The organism is Bacillus sp. RC252, assembly GCF_044909215.1.
Taxonomy (GTDB): Bacteria; Bacillota; Bacilli; order Bacillales; family Bacillaceae_G; genus Bacillus_A; species Bacillus_A mycoides.
In genome coordinates this window covers 152,636-168,533 of the sequence record NZ_JBIYDV010000004.1, presented here as the reverse complement: position 1 = coordinate 168,533, position 15,898 = coordinate 152,636, and the positions used below count along the sequence as shown (strand labels likewise).

The following is a 15,898-nucleotide window of genomic DNA, read 5'->3' as shown; positions in this document are numbered from 1 at the left end:
ATGCAACGTACGTTGTCCAACAAAATTCCACATATATGGAGAGGAGTTTATTACACTATGCGCTACGTTATCGTAACAGGAACTTCACAAGGTTTAGGCGAGGCAATTGCCACGCAATTGTTAGAAGAAAACACGAGTATCATCTCTATTTCTAGAAGAGAAAATAAAGAGCTTACTAAACTCGCAGAACAATATAACAGCAATTGTATTTTCCATTCCATAGATCTTCAAGATGTACATAATTTAGAAACTCATTTTAACGAAGTCTTTTCATCTATTCAAAAAGACAATGTCTCATCGATTCATTTAATTAATAATGCAGGAACACTTGCACCAATGAAACCTATTGAAAAGTCAGAAAGTGAACAATTCATTACGAACGTTCATATTAATTTAATCGCACCGATGATCCTTACTTCCACTTTCATGAAACATACGAAAGACTGGAAAGTAGAAAAACGCATTATAAATATTTCATCTGGAGCAGGAAAAAATCCTTATTTCGGATGGGGAGCTTATTGTACAACGAAAGCCGGTGTAAATATGTTTACACAGTGCGTAGCTACTGAAGAAGCGGAGAAAGAATATCCTGTAAAAACTGTCGCTTTCGCACCTGGTGTTGTTGATACAAATATGCAAGCACAAATTCGTGAAACAAATAAGGAAGACTTTATTAACTTAGATCGATTCACCGCATTAAAAGAAGAAGGAAAGCTACTGTCACCTAAATATGTTGCGAAAGCTATTCGTAACTTACTAGAAACTGAGAATTTCCCGCAGGGTGAAGTAATTCGAATTGATGAATAACAAAGAGGCACGCTATAATAGCGTGCCTTTTCATTCTATTTCTCTAAAAATATGAGTACAGACTCCATCATCTTCTCATAACCAATCTCTTGATAAATTTTATTTGATGTTGGATTTGCCAGGTCCGTATATAATGTAGTTGTTTTGTAGCCTTCATCTAACATACGTTGACTAAGTGCAGCGACACAACTAGATGCGTACCCTTTTTTCCGAGCTTCTTTCGGTGTATATACGAAATTAACTGTTATATTGTTTGTAGTCGGTCTCGTTTTTGCAGCTACAGAAACAATCTTCCCGTCTACTTCTAAACCAAATAGACGATGATTAGTAATTAATGTATGAGCAGTTTGTTTCGCTTCTTCTTTCGTAGTAGGAAGCTTCACATCTTCGCAAAATTGATATATCCACTGCTCTATTAATGTTAGCTCATCACTACTTACTTCTCGAAAGATTCCATCTCCGTTCCACTTTTTCTTTACTTGTTTTAATTCATATATACCTTGCTCCATTGCAACATTAGTTTTCTTATTCTCTAACACTGCAATCTCTTCCGCTAATTTCTGTACGATTTTTTTATTACCAATCAATCCAGGAATATTTGGATATACTTTCGTTAACTCTTTTGCAAGTTCCTTAATAGCTACTGCCGAAATCTCAGACGTAGCAACAATTATTTGTTTCTTTTCTTCTGTTTGAAGAAATACAGCTGCAATTTCTTCCGCTTGTTTTGCTACTCCTATAAATATCGGTTCTTGAACAACTTGTAATACACCTAATATGAGATTATTTCCCTGCTCATTCTTCTCTAAAAATGGTGTAACCTCTTCTGTAAAATTAAGAATCTCTTCATATACATGTAATTGAATCATCGACAATCTCTTCTCTCTATTTATAGTTTCATTAAGTATTGGCGATTAATTCATTAAATCCCTCTTTTACGATTCAATAATATTCGAAGCTAACGTATTCAAATCATTTTCAGCTTGTAAAATTCTTTGTTTTTCCTTTTCAAATACCTCTTCTTCTTTTTGAAATGACTCTTTTCGATTTTTAATCATACGCTCCATCTCTTTTTTACTCGGTCCACCATATACATTTCTTTTTTGAATAAAAGCTTCTGGTGATATAATTTCTTTCCATTCTTCTTCTAATAAATTTACTTTCAAATTTTCTTGTAAGTATACATTTATGTCTTTGAAATGTAATTCATGTAAATCCTTTTTCTGCTCCAATGACATATTCGCAATCGTACTTGCTGCATGATGTGCATGCCGAAATGGTATTTCATAGTTTTTTGTTAAAAGATCTGCGAAATCTGTAATCGTAATCGCGTGTTTATATGAACGATTTTTTAACGTTTCCTCTTCTACTTTCATCGTTCGAATAACTGCGTTCATAATACAAAAAACACGAATCGCCTTTTCGATTCCTTTATATAAATACGGCTGCAAGTCATCCTCCGTATCGACAATATCGCCAAATGGTGTATTATGAATCATTTGAAATACAGTAAATGCTTCCCCTAAAGCACTACTCGTAATAGCACGGGCATGTTCTATTGAAACAGGATTTCGTTTTTGCGGCATAATACTACTTATTTGCACATATGGCTTCGCTACAGTAATCCCATCATATTCTTTCGTCGCTAATAGTAAAAAATCATGAATCCACCTACTCGTATTCGTCATAATTACCATTAGTAACGAGCTAACTTCTAATAAATAATCCGCTCCAGCAACAGCATCATATGAGTTCTCAATTACATTTGTAAACCCAAGTAACTGTGCCACTCGTTCTCGCTTAATTGGGAAGCTTGTTGTAGAAAGGGCAGCTGCCCCCATTGGAGAATGATTTAAAAGATGATACGCTTTTTTCATTCTTTCTAAATCTCGTTGCATCGTATCGTAAATTGCCAAAACATAATGACCAAATGTTGTCGGCTGCGCTGGTTGGGTATGTGTATACGCGGGCATAATTGTTTCCATATGTTCACCGGCGAGCTCCAGCATACTTTCTTGCAGCAATAAATGATGTTCCATTAACCGCAATACAAATTGCCGTAAACTCATGCGATACATCGTTACACCCATATCATTTCTACTTCTACCGATATGCATATTACTTACAAATTCACACTTTGCTTCTTGAGAAAGCAAATGTTCAACTAAGAAAAAAAGATCTTCATGCTGCTCCGTATATAATAATCTATCCTTGGGAATTGCCTCTACCTTTTTAAGTGCTGTTAGTATAACTTTAGCTTCTTCTCTTTTCATCAACTTTTCTTCAGTTAACATAATAATATGTGCCCTATGCACTTGAAACATATCTTTCAATAAATAATTGCGTTGAAAATCAAATACATGCTGTAATACACAATCCACATATGTTTTCCCAGGGAAATCAGCGCCTTCACTCTTTATAAACTCTTCTTTACTCTGTTTCATCACCTTTTCCCCTCTCACCTAAGTATTACTACCCATCATACCCAGGGATGGCAAAAAAGTGCTTGTACGTAAAAATAAACTCGGTGCTTATAGCACCGAGTTTATTTAATAAAAGTCGCATCATACTTATCACTTTGCAACACTTGGAAATGTAAATTTGCTAAGTGTTTACGTATTTCAGTACTGTCATCTTCATTTAAATTATTTGCTAAGAAAACAATTTCTGTACAGTTTCCGCGTTTATCCATTGCATAAACTGCTTTAGTTACCGTCCATGGTGTATAACCATTCTTTTGTCCAGCATGCCTGAATGTTTTACGATATTTCTTTGCGCTCATATCTGTTTCAACGATATTCGCCCACACTTTTTCTTCAGCTTCTGTAAGACCACCCTTATGATTTGCCTTTTGAAGCAATACCATATAATCATTTGCCGAAGCAGCAGGCAATCTATCCGACCAAATTTTTTCGTATCGTTCCTCTAAATAAAGAGGAATTTCCTTCTGTAATAATGGTCCCTTCTTTTTTAAGCGTTCATGAATAATCATGGCATACTCTCGATATTGCTCTTGGGACATTTCTTTTAACTTTTTCTCTATTTTATATTTTGGAACATGTAATTCTTTATGCAAATATCCTGGAATATATAATGATGAAACAATCGGAAATAGTGGTTGGTGTGCAGGGAGCGATAAGCTTTGTAAATTTCGATTAATGTTATCTAGCCCTAACACTTCCATTAAATATTCAGTATTTGCATTTGAACTGAACTTAACCATTCCTTTTGCAACTTCTTCTAAAGAAACCGCTCCTTCAGTTATCTTTTCTTTTTTTTGCAAATAATTTTGCCATCTATCTTGTGCACCACCATCTGTACCCGGCACATAATAACGATTCACATCATTAATTGAAACGAAACTAGACGGATCGATTTTCCCCTCTGTAACTTGTTTCGTATATTCAAGCGCCACAATTAATTTCATCGTACTAGCAACTGGCAATACAACATCCGGATTTACAGAATACACGACTTTATCATTTCTTTTTATTAAAAGTGCACTATTCTTTTCATCTTTATGTTCTTCAATAAAGGATGCTATGTACTGCGCATCATCATTATTTGAACTCCACACTTTTTTCACTAAAAAGTTACCCGATATCAGCAAAACAAAAATACCCAAAATCACTGCGCATACTATAGTTTTTTTCAAGTAAAATTCCTCTCCCATTGTGTAACTCTTCTCTATTTATCTCTTAAAAACAAAATAATGGAGATGATTATTTAAATAATCATCTCCATTATTTTAACTTGTATGTTCCTATTATGTCTACGTCATAATTTTCACGAAATCTTCAAGAAACTTTTTATAATGTAATGACCAACCAATTTTCACCCAATTTTTCAATGCTTTTGCATCAGGTTGCGGGCGAAAATCAGCGATACTTTCTCCTTTTGCAACTCCAACTGTATCGACATCAACACGGCGATACACGTAATCTAAAAGAGATGGATTTGCCGCTACCATCATTGTAACAACGTCATGTACTGGACTACCTGTTATTTTGGGATTTAACTTTTTATAAGCTTTATAATAATACGTAAATATCGGTTCGATTAACTTATTAAAACTTGTTTTAGAGTGTTTCGTAATATACTTTACCATCTCCGGCGTAATAATAGCTTCAGATGTAACGTTAAGCGGCACTACTGTCACATTTTTTGCATTTTGCATAACTAATTGTGACGCAATAGGATCACCATGAAAATTCGCCTCTGCGACTGGTGTAACATTTCCAGGCATTAAGAACGCACCGCCCATTATATAATATTCTTTCACATACTTCATCATCGGTTTTTCTAAAATAAATGCTGTCGCTAGTGTCGTTGACCTACCAGCATCAACAATAATTAATTCTCCTTTATACTTTTCAAGAATATCAAAAAATGCACAAAAGGGTTTTATATTTGGTGAAAAAGCTTTTGGGGGTTTAATAGGTCCTAAGCCATCTGCTCCGTGAATTTCTGGATAATACGTCACAAAATCACCAGACAAAGGTATTTTAGCACCATTAATAACAGGTATATCTTCCCTGCCAGCTATTTGCAATAAATACGCCGCATTACTCGTCGCCTTTTCCTGCGTTACATTCCCATATCCAGTTACGACTCCAACGATATCAATATCAGGATGCAACAATCCATACATAATTGCTAAAGAGTCATCAATTCCTGGGTCTCCTAAAAATAATATTTTTTTCATAGACCTCAACTCCATCCCATCAATTGTTATTACTTTATGAATACATGACGGAATACAGAATGAAAAAGATAAATTTTGTATAACCAAAAAACGTAGGAACTTCATATTAGAAGTTCCTACGTTTTTCTATATTTTTATGCTACTTTTTTCATCGTAACCATACTACCAATTATATAAGAGATAAATGCAAAGCAAATCGGGAAAACAACTGTATGTATACCGAATGGATTAGGGTAGCAAAGGTGAATAAACATATAGGAACCTACTCCAACTAAAATAGATGCGAGAGCTCCAGTTGCATTTCCTTTTTTCCAATATAAACCTAACACAATCGGCCAAATGAACGCTGCTTCTAAACCACCGAAAGAAAATAAATTTAACCAAATTAAAAAGTCTGGTGGCTTAATAGCGGCAGCATATACGAGTAATCCTACGATACCAGTAATCAATAGGCTACCTTTCTTTATCGTACTATCCGCGGCATCTTTATTTATATAGTTCACATATATATCTTTAATAATTGACGAACTTACAAGTAATAATAATGAGTTCACAGTAGACATTATCGCTGCCATTGGTGCAGCTAAGAAAACTCCAGCTAACCAAGGTGGCAACACTTCCATCGCGAGTAGCGGCATTACTTTATCTGGTACCGTTATGCCTGGAAGGACTACTCTTGCAAACACACCTGTTAAATGCATACCAATCATAATTGTACCGACGACAACCGTTCCAATGATTAATGCTTGGTGCATAGCTTTTGAATTTTTATAAGACATAGCACGCACACTAATTTGCGGTAATCCCACGACACCAATCCCAATTAAAATCCAAAATGATGTGACATATGATTTCGTTAAACTTCCATCCGCTCCGAACGGTGTTATTAGATTCGGATTAATTTGAATAAGTTCCTGCATAATCTTTTCAACTCCGCCACCAGCAATGACAGTAGCAATTAAAATGATTGTTGTTCCGACTAACATAATGATTCCTAATAACGTATCTGATAAAGCGACTGCACGAAATCCACCAATTAACACATACACAAGTACAGAAAATGTAAATAAAAATAGTGCCGTTGTGTAGGAAAGTCCTGTTAGCGACTCAATTAATCGTCCGCCGCCAACCCACTGGGCTACTGTTGCTGAGAACAAAAAGATTATAATACATAACGCAGAAAGAACAACTACCGCTTTATTATTGTATCTGCCCTTTAAATAATCAATAAGCGTAATTGCTTCCATCTTTCTAGCGATAATAGCAAACTTTTTACCAATAACCGTTAAAACGATATATCCTGTTACAACTTGAATCGCTGATAACAGCACCCATCCAAGACCCATATTGTAAGCAATACCAGGCCCGCCGATAAAGCTACTTGCACTACCGTACGTAGCAATCATCGTCATAGCTAATAATAAGCCACCAAGTTCACGCCCACCAAGAAAATATTCTTGTAAAAATTTATTATTAGCGGTTGCTTGTACACGTCTTGATGCATATACACCAATTAAAAACACAACGATAAAAGAAATTATCATTGGGATTATTACATACCAATTCATCTATCATTCCTCACTTTTTTCTTCCTCATCGAGTGAAATATCTTGAAATAAAAAACGAACAACTAAAATAAGCAAAATAACCATTACGATAAATCCAACGATACAGCTATAAAAAAACCATGCTGGAAAACCTAATACATATGTATATTCACTCGGATCCTTACTTCCAAGCCCATAAGCAAATCCATACCATATTATAAAATTAATAATAGCTAATCCAAGACCAATTAACGCTTCTCTATGGGCAACTCGAAAGCGCGGATCATCATGATAATTCTTCATTTTCCCCCTCCTCTCACGATGTATAATTGTACCACTGTTTTTCTAGTTTTTCCTACTAGAAAACAAAAACGCGCAGGATTTTTTGTAATTATATAGAATACAATGTTTCATTACATATTTTTTACAATTGTAACGAAAATGAAATTTGAATTTTCAGCATTTTTTATTTATGATTTTAAGTAGAGGCTTTTCATCTAGTTCCCACATCCTTGATTTCGGAATAAACGCCGTCTCGTACTGCGTTTAAATTATATTTTCAAGGGGGTTATACAATGAGTCAACTAGCTGTAAATCTTCATGAAAAGGTAGAGAAATTTCTTCAAGGCACAAAGAAACTATATGTGAACGGAGCGTTCATTGAAAGCGCTTCTGGAAAAACTTTTAAAACTCCTAACCCAGCAACTGGTGAAACACTCGCTATCGTTGCTGAAGCTGGTCGCGAAGACATTCATAAAGCTGTGGTAGCTGCTCGAATGGCTTTCGATGAAGGTCCTTGGTCACGCATGAGCACTGCTGAACGCAGCCGTCTTATGTACAAGCTCGCTGATTTAATGGAAGAGCATAAAGAAGAACTCGCACAGCTCGAAACGTTAGATAACGGAAAGCCAATCCGTGAAACAATGGCGGCAGACATACCACTTGCAATTGAGCATATGCGCTATTATGCTGGCTGGGCGACGAAAATTGTTGGTCAAACAATTCCTGTTTCCGGTGATTACTTTAACTATACACGCCATGAGGCTGTTGGTGTCGTCGGTCAAATTATCCCTTGGAACTTCCCACTTCTTATGGCAATGTGGAAAATGGGAGCTGCGCTTGCTACAGGATGTACAATCGTTTTAAAACCTGCAGAACAAACTCCACTATCCGCTCTATACTTAGCTGAATTAATTGAAGAAGCTGGATTCCCGAAAGGTGTTATTAATATCGTTCCTGGATTCGGTGAATCAGCTGGACAAGCACTTGTTAATCATCCACTCATTGATAAAATTGCATTTACTGGTTCTACTCCAGTCGGTAAACAAATTATGCGACAAGCATCTGAATCATTGAAACGTGTTACTTTAGAGCTTGGCGGTAAATCACCGAACATTATTTTACCAGACGCCGACTTATCTCGCGCGATTCCTGGTGCACTTTCTGGTGTTATGTTTAACCAAGGACAAGTATGCTCTGCTGGATCACGCTTATTTATTCCAAAGAAAATGTATGATAATGTCATGGCTGATCTCGTCCTCTATTCTAAAAAACTAAATCAAGGTGTCGGTCTTAACCCTGAAACAACAATCGGTCCTCTCGTTTCCGAAGAACAACAAAAACGTGTAATGAGCTACATTGAAAAAGGGATTGAAGAAGGCGCTGAAGTACTTTGCGGAGGAAGTAATCCATTCGATCAAGGCTACTTCGTTTCTCCTACAGTATTCGCTGACGTAAATGACGAAATGACGATCGCAAAAGAAGAAATTTTCGGTCCAGTTATTTCTGCAATACCTTTTAACGATATTGATGAAGTAATTGAACGTGCAAATAAATCACAATTCGGCTTAGCGGCTGGTGTGTGGACAGAAAATGTTAAAACAGCACACTATGTTGCAAGTAAAGTACGTGCTGGTACTGTATGGGTAAACTGTTATAACGTCTTTGATGCAGCATCTCCATTTGGAGGATTTAAACAATCCGGTCTTGGCCGCGAAATGGGATCTTACGCGCTGAACAACTATACAGAAGTGAAGAGCGTTTGGATTAACTTAAATTAACGAGAAAGAACCTGACCTACTCGGTCAGGTTCTTTTCATTATGTATTCATTTACACTTGCAACCCACCGCTCACATTTAATACCTCTCCTGTAATGTAAGACGCATACTCAGATGCTAAAAAGGCAGCTGCGTTTGCAATATCTTCCGGCGTTCCGATTCTTCCAACTGGAATCGCTCCAACCATTTTCTCTTTTACTTTATCCGGTATTGTTTTTGTCATATCAGTATCCATAAATCCTGGACAAATCGCATTACACGTAATACCAAAACTCCCAACCTCTTTCGCTGCTGTTTTTGTTAAACCTACAACCCCTGCTTTTGTAGCCGCATAATTTGCTTGTCCAATATTTCCTTCCCTACTAATAGAAGAAATATTAATAATCCGTCCATACTGTTGTTGTCTCATATAAAGAAGTGCTGGCTGCATACAATAAAAAACGCCAGTTAAGTTCACTTGTAATACTTGTTCCCAAGCAGACTTCTCCATCTTATGTAACATTGCATCTTTTGTAATCCCAGCGTTATTCACTAAAATATGTAATGTACCAAATTTTTGCACCGCATATTCAATTAACGACTTCGCTTCATTTTGATTACTCACATCACATCGATATAAACTCACATCATACCCTTCATCTGATAATTTACGTGTCGTTTCTTGTAGCTTCTCTTCATTTACATCACTAATTAATACTTTGGCCCCTAGTTTTGCAAAAACTCGTGCGATTTCTTTTCCAATCCCCTGCGCAGCACCCGTTACAACAGCTGTTTTCCCATTCAACAAATCCATCCCTATCCCCCATTTCTATTAGTTATATTGTATATTTCGGCTCTATGCTTTCCAAATCCTCTTTGTATAAAAAAGTCTATTTGTGTCAAACTAACTTTGCAACACCGCATAAAACACAAGGAGATTGTGTCGAATGAAAAAAAAGAATGTAAATCGAAACAAAGCTGCCGATGGCATTGATGTTGAGTTCGCTCGCGAACTCGCTGACCACAATGACTTAGAAGCAAACGCACGTGCAAATGCCGCTGATGCACGTCAAAAACGCCAATCAACAGAAAAATAAGGAACTACAACGTTCCTTATTCTTTTCAACAGGGACCTACTACCCATCAAAATAAACCGAGAGTATCTCTCGGTTTATTTTCTATATTTCTTTACGTAGTGCGCTAAAGCAAGTAACGGATATATATGTCCATAACTATGATAGCGAATATAAAAGCCCCCCGGTAACCCTGTACCAGTAGGATATTTTTCATTCATAGTAGACTGCGCGAGCAAATATGAAATTCCTTTTCGAATAATCGGTGTTTCTTGATCGTAGTAAGAAATGAGTGCATCAAGTGCCCACGCTGTTTGTGACGGCGTACTAAAAGGTAAAGAAATAAATTTTTTCTCTACACTACTTTGACAGGATTCTCCCCACCCTCCGTCTTCATGCTGCAAATGTTCGAGCCATGAAGCTGCTTTTTTCAACGATGGATGAGTAGAAGGCACTCCTAATGCACGTAAGCCTGTCATCGTTGCCCATGTCCCATATATATAACATATCCCCCATTTTCCATACCATGATCCATTCTGTTCCTGTACATCCATTAACCATTTGATAGCTTTCTTTTTTTGCTCTTCAAGCAATTCATTCGGTGCATACGTTCCGAATAATTCTAACACCCTACCTGTAATATCTGGTGTGGACGGATCGGTTATCATATCACTCGCATTTTCAATCGGCAAATTCGATAGTAACTTGCTCGTTACCCCTCGTTCAAAAGCTCCCCAGCCTCCATCATTGTTTTGCAATCCTTTCACCCATTCCACGCCTCTTCCCCACGCATCATCTACTCTATCATTCCCTCTACTTCGCGCTAACGCTCTAAGGGCAGCTGTAGTATCGTCTATATCAGGGATCGTCGTATTAACATCTGAAAATCCCCAACCGCCAGCTACAAGTGATGATGCATGTACGCTCCAATCTACCTTTTTAGTTTGTTGTTTTTGCAATAAATACTCCGTCGCCCTTTGAATCATCTTATTTTCATTTGTAACTTTAGCTTCTTGCAATGAATAGCTAAGTAAAGCGGTATCCCATACGGTAGAAGGAGAATTTTGCAAATGACTTCCTCTGTCCATCTTCCATATATAAGATTTTAATCCTGTCACAGCTTTCTCAATAATTGGAGACTGAATAGAGTGTCCTAATGCAAGCAAAGCATAAATCATATAAAACGTAGCACTGGCGTAACTATATAATGTTCCATTTTCATCTATACGCTCCTTCATAAAGCGCTCTACTTCTTCGTATCCTTTATGATGTAACGATAATGGATAAGATATTACCTTTTTCACATCACCTAAAAACGATTGAAACAGCGGAGACCGCTCCTCTCGAAACCATTGCCCACCCCCGCCTGCAATATGATTTAAATTTGGCAATAACTTTTTCTCTACACGGAATCTCTTATTCATACAAATCATCATCGGAATTAAATGTATACGCGCTGAGCTGCTTAGCCCAAATATACTGAGGGGCGAGTCATCTTGTAAAAATAAGATTGGCGTTGGAAAGTGAAAAAGCGCAGGAAATTCATATTCTCCATGAATCGCTAATAAAAATTTCGTCATAAAATGAGCACGAGAAACTCCCCCGTGTTCCTTAATAAACATTTCAGCTCGCCTCATATTCATAGCTTCTTTCGAATATCTTTCCGAAGCAAGTAAAGCAGCATATGCTTGAATCGTCGCGGATAAATTCCCTCCCTTTTCATCTTCGTATAATTTCCAAGTCCCTTCATTTGTTTGAAGAGATACTAACCTTTTCACAAACGGTTCTATTTCGTCATTTCGCCCTAATAATTTGAGTAAAAAAATCATGTGACAATCCGTTAGCAAAGCTCCTTCAAAACAAAATTGCCACGTTCCGTCTTGCCTTTGCATCGTTTGAAGTGCAGTCGTTCTCCGCTCTATCTCCTCATGCACTTTGTCATATAGTAGCACACCGCTCACCCACCCTTTCTAAGTCCGTATACGATATTCGAAAACTCATCTAAATATGTATGAAAACAAAGAAAAGCAGAACGTGCATTACACACATTCTGCTTACAAACAATACCCAACCCCGACAACAATTCCTAATAGTGCACCAACAACAACTTGATACGGTGTATGTCCAACGAGCTCATTTAACTTTTTATATTCTGTTTGTCTACCATGAAAAAAATCATTCAATATTTTCGCTTGCTTACTTACCGCAAGCCTTACTCCTGAAGCATCGTACATAACAATAATGGCAAAAATAGCGGCAACCGCAAATATTGGACTCTCCACACCTTCCACCACTCCGACACCTGTAGCAAGTGCAGTAACAGTCGAAGCATGCGAACTTGGCATTCCACCTGAAGCAAAGAACTTAGCAAAATCAAACTCGCCTGTTTTTATTAATTTAAAAACGACTTTCGTTAACTGTGCTAAAAACCAAGAAATTATAGCTGCTATAAGTGGATCATTATGTAAAATTGTTTCCATGTTTTTCAGCTCCTCACTGACTATAATGGAATTTCTATATAATATAAGTATAAAGAAAAATGCGTAGAAAATACTACGCATTATGATACTTTTGCTGATTTATTTTTAATAAATTTTGGTTGCTTCTGTAGTAGAAACTTTGTTTTCGCCATTGAAAAGACAAATAAAGCAATCCATATACAGAAAAACGCAATCATATGAGTAGATGTGAAATGTTCACCAAAAACGAACACACCTAAAATTAAACTAATAGTCGGCGCGATGTATTGTAAAAATCCTATCATATAGAGCGGAATAAGTTGTGCTCCTTTAGCAAAATAAAAGAGTGGTAACGCTGTAACAATACCTGCCCCTATTAAAAGAAACGTTGATATTGCCGAAATAGAACCGAACGAACCAAAGCCATGAACTCCTGTCATAAACAAATATATAAGTGCAAATGGCGTCACTAACATCGTTTCCATCGTAAGCCCAATTGTTGCATCATAATTTAATAATTTTTTTGTTAATCCATATAATCCAAATGAAAAAGCAAGTGAAAGAGAAACCCATGGAATTGATCCGAAACGTATCGTTAAAATAACAACGCCCAATCCAGCTAAACCAACCGCAACATATTGCCAAAAATTAAGCTTCTCTTTTAAAACAACTGTACCAAGTAAAATACTTATAAGTGGATTAATATAATACCCAAGACTTGCTTCGATTACATGGTTATGATTTACGGCCCATATGTATACAAACCAGTTTCCACTAATAAGTACCGAAGCAATTGTTAATGACATTAATAATTTAGGTCGTTTAAAAAGGGCCACTAACTCCCCACCAAACTGACGAAACCTCTTCGTTACTCCTAAAACTAACAACATAAAAACAAATGCCCAAACGATGCGATGCGCTAATATTTCATCTGCCGGTACTTCCTCCACCCATTTCCAATAAATCGGAAGGACTCCCCACATCGTATACGCACCTGCTGCATATATAATCCCCTGCTTTTGCTCTGCTGTTTGACTCCCCATCTTCCTTTTTCTCCTCTTCTCTTTTTTTCTTCATTATAAAGTCTCACATGCTTACTTTACCAATATTCAATCTGCATTTCTTTCGACATTCCTCTTGCAAATCCTTTATATGTATAAAAACACTCCTACTGTTATAATAACGAGCACTGGAATACCGAAGACAAATTTACTTTTATGTGTCTTATGATGAAACATATACATACCAATCCAAGCTCCAACCGCTCCTCCAGCTGCAGCTGATAAAAACAACGTACTTTCTGGCGTTCTCCACTGCTTTTTCTTTGCTTTTCGCTTATCAAGCCCCATCATACTAAATGCTATAACGTTAATAATAATAAAGTATATCCATTTCATCTTATTCTCTCCCTTAAAAAATTCGCTTTATGTTAACACGAAAATAAGGTGCGCACAAATAAAAATGGCTATAGGTAAAAAAACTTTAGCCTACAGCCATAATTGTAATACCTTATACTCTATTTCTAATCTTACTATGTTTTTTCGCGTATATAAAATAAATAAAAATACCTACAATAACCCAAACTGCAAAACTGATTAAAGTGGTTTTAGAAAGATTTAATGCTAAATATAAACAACTTACTATCGCAAGTATAGGTAAGAATGGAACTAACGGAGCACGGAACGGTCTTTTCAAATTAGGATGTGTCTTCCTTAATACAATTACAGCTATAGATACAAATATGAAAGCTGTTATCGTTCCCACATTCACTAAATTTGCCAACAAATTCAAGTCCAATAAACCTGCTAATACAGCCGCAAGAATACCCGTAATCCATGTATTAAAAAATGGTGTTTGATAACGTTTATGAACACTCGAAAATCTTTTTGGTAACAATCCATCTCGGCTCATCGAGTATGATACTCGAACAAATGCGAACATAGCAACTAACAGAACTGTTGTTAAACCAGCTATCGCTCCAACTGATAATAGACCAGCAATTCTATCCTCTCCTACAATACGCAGTGCATATGCAACTGGATCAGCTACATTCAGATCCGTAAATGGAACCATTCCAGTTAACACGAATGAAACACCAACATAAAGAATTGTACAAATGCATAAAGAGACAAGTAATCCAATTGGAACGTTACGTTGTGGGCGTTTCACTTCCTCTGCTGCTGTTGCAACTGCATCGAAACCTAAAAAGGCAAAAAATACAGTCGCAGCTCCTCCAATAACACCATGGTATCCAAAAGGAAGAAACGGCTGCCAATTCTCTGGCTTTACATAGTTTGCTCCTACAATAATAAATACTAAAATAACAGCCAGTTTAATAATAACCATTATATTATTTATACGTGCACTTTCTTTCACACCACGACTTAGTAAAAATGTAACAATTAAAATAATAATAACCGCTGGCAAGTCGATAATCCCGCCATTCCCCATCCCTGGTGCAGAAGCAATGATTGCCGGAATATGAATATTAAACCCTAGTAGCAATGACTGAAAATAGGCTGACCATCCCGCCGCCACCGCAGAAGTAGCTAATAAGTACTCTAACATGACACACCAGCCAACTATAAAAGCAAAAATCTCACCTAATGTCATATACGTATACGAATACACACTTCCTGAGACCGGGACTGTAGATGCAAATTCAGCATAACAAAAGGCTACACAAGCACATACAATTGCAGCTAACATAAAAGATAATACAATTGCTGGACCAGCATGTTTCGCAGCTACAATACCTGTTAATACGAAAATACCTGTACCAATAATTGCTCCAATTCCTAAAAGCGTTAAATCAATTGCTCCTAAAGTTTGCTTTAACACTTTTTTCTTTTCTTCATTCATTGCTTTCTTTATAAATAAACTCATTCGTAGAAACCTCTTTTTCAAAATTATCCCTTACTCATTACAATCTTTATTACTGTTGCTATTACACATTAATAATATTCATGCTTTACTTTCACTCCCTTTATAGACTCCACAAATTACATAATTTAAAATCAGAAAAATCAATCTTCTAAAAACAAGCTTGTTAACAGGCTTGTTTTTAGAAGATTGATTGAATTTATCACAGGATTAATTATATTGTCAACAATATAATTAATTCACCCGAATTGAATAATTATAAATAAAATAGCATTCCAAAATATACGATACCACTCACGAACACTGCTGATTCCCATTTTAATACAATTTTCATTATTCCAAAATTCATTTTTATACATTTAACTCAATGTAATCCCCGTATGCAAA

15 protein-coding genes are annotated in these 15,898 nt (G+C 36.5%); 3 read left to right on the top strand and 12 right to left on the bottom strand.

Annotated features, from left to right (window positions below; genetic code table 11):
* Positions 1-57: 57 nt before the first annotated feature.
* Entirely contained in the window at positions 58-807 is a 750-nt protein-coding gene (locus ABH960_RS07720) for a (S)-benzoin forming benzil reductase (RefSeq protein ID WP_404444079.1), read from the top strand.
* Between the two features lie 35 nt (positions 808-842).
* On the opposite strand, the gene ABH960_RS07715 is transcribed toward ABH960_RS07720, so the two are convergent.
* The 6 genes from ABH960_RS07715 to ABH960_RS07690 form a co-directional block, all read right to left on the bottom strand.
* Positions 843-1,676 (bottom strand): GNAT family N-acetyltransferase, encoded by an 834-nt coding sequence (locus ABH960_RS07715; RefSeq protein ID WP_404444076.1) that lies wholly within the window; start codon positions 1,674-1,676, stop codon positions 843-845.
* 66 nt (positions 1,677-1,742) lie between these two features.
* The gene (argH, locus tag ABH960_RS07710; RefSeq protein WP_404444073.1) at positions 1,743-3,251 is read right to left on the bottom strand and encodes an argininosuccinate lyase; all 1,509 of its coding nucleotides are present in this window, start codon (positions 3,249-3,251) and stop codon (positions 1,743-1,745) included.
* Positions 3,252-3,352: 101 nt separating this feature from the next.
* Entirely contained in the window at positions 3,353-4,462 is a 1,110-nt protein-coding gene (locus ABH960_RS07705; RefSeq protein ID WP_404444070.1) for a serine hydrolase, read from the bottom strand.
* 117 nt (positions 4,463-4,579) lie between these two features.
* Entirely contained in the window at positions 4,580-5,512 is a 933-nt protein-coding gene (locus tag ABH960_RS07700) for a nucleoside hydrolase (RefSeq protein ID WP_404444067.1), read from the bottom strand.
* 134 nt (positions 5,513-5,646) lie between these two features.
* On the bottom strand, positions 5,647-7,080 hold the full coding sequence (gene panF / locus ABH960_RS07695; protein WP_002087740.1) for a sodium/pantothenate symporter: 1,434 nt from the start codon (positions 7,078-7,080) through the stop codon (positions 5,647-5,649).
* Between the two features lie 3 nt (positions 7,081-7,083).
* Positions 7,084-7,362: a YhdT family protein gene (locus ABH960_RS07690; protein ID WP_002014357.1), complete on the bottom strand. Its 279-nt coding sequence runs from the start codon at positions 7,360-7,362 to the stop codon at positions 7,084-7,086.
* A gap of 272 nt (positions 7,363-7,634) precedes the next feature.
* Here ABH960_RS07690 and dhaS point away from each other — a divergent pair, with 272 nt between their 5' ends.
* Positions 7,635-9,119, top strand: a complete 1,485-nt coding sequence (dhaS, locus tag ABH960_RS07685) for an aldehyde dehydrogenase DhaS (RefSeq protein ID WP_404444064.1) — start codon at positions 7,635-7,637, stop codon at positions 9,117-9,119.
* A gap of 50 nt (positions 9,120-9,169) precedes the next feature.
* On the opposite strand, the gene fabG is transcribed toward dhaS, so the two are convergent.
* Positions 9,170-9,910: a 3-oxoacyl-ACP reductase FabG gene (gene fabG, locus ABH960_RS07680; RefSeq protein ID WP_404444061.1), complete on the bottom strand. Its 741-nt coding sequence runs from the start codon at positions 9,908-9,910 to the stop codon at positions 9,170-9,172.
* A gap of 133 nt (positions 9,911-10,043) precedes the next feature.
* Here fabG and ABH960_RS07675 point away from each other — a divergent pair, with 133 nt between their 5' ends.
* The gene (locus ABH960_RS07675; RefSeq protein ID WP_002066466.1) at positions 10,044-10,193 is read left to right on the top strand and encodes a YfhD family protein; all 150 of its coding nucleotides are present in this window, start codon (positions 10,044-10,046) and stop codon (positions 10,191-10,193) included.
* Positions 10,194-10,267: 74 nt separating this feature from the next.
* Here ABH960_RS07675 and ABH960_RS07670 read toward each other — a convergent pair whose 3' ends face one another.
* The 5 genes from ABH960_RS07670 to bcaP all read right to left on the bottom strand — a co-directional run bounded on the left by ABH960_RS07670 (position 10,268) and on the right by bcaP (position 15,514).
* Positions 10,268-12,121, bottom strand: a complete 1,854-nt coding sequence (locus ABH960_RS07670) for a terpene cyclase/mutase family protein (protein WP_404444058.1) — start codon at positions 12,119-12,121, stop codon at positions 10,268-10,270.
* A 102-nt stretch (positions 12,122-12,223) separates the two neighbouring features.
* Positions 12,224-12,649: a divergent PAP2 family protein gene (locus ABH960_RS07665; RefSeq protein ID WP_000447809.1), complete on the bottom strand. Its 426-nt coding sequence runs from the start codon at positions 12,647-12,649 to the stop codon at positions 12,224-12,226.
* A gap of 80 nt (positions 12,650-12,729) precedes the next feature.
* On the bottom strand, positions 12,730-13,671 hold the full coding sequence (gene rarD / locus ABH960_RS07660) for an EamA family transporter RarD (protein WP_002014350.1): 942 nt from the start codon (positions 13,669-13,671) through the stop codon (positions 12,730-12,732).
* A gap of 105 nt (positions 13,672-13,776) precedes the next feature.
* Positions 13,777-14,025, bottom strand: a complete 249-nt coding sequence (locus ABH960_RS07655) for a DUF1294 domain-containing protein (RefSeq protein WP_000871335.1) — start codon at positions 14,023-14,025, stop codon at positions 13,777-13,779.
* A 112-nt stretch (positions 14,026-14,137) separates the two neighbouring features.
* Positions 14,138-15,514, bottom strand: a complete 1,377-nt coding sequence (bcaP, locus tag ABH960_RS07650) for a branched-chain amino acid transporter BcaP (protein WP_002190355.1) — start codon at positions 15,512-15,514, stop codon at positions 14,138-14,140.
* Positions 15,515-15,898 lie beyond the last annotated feature (384 nt).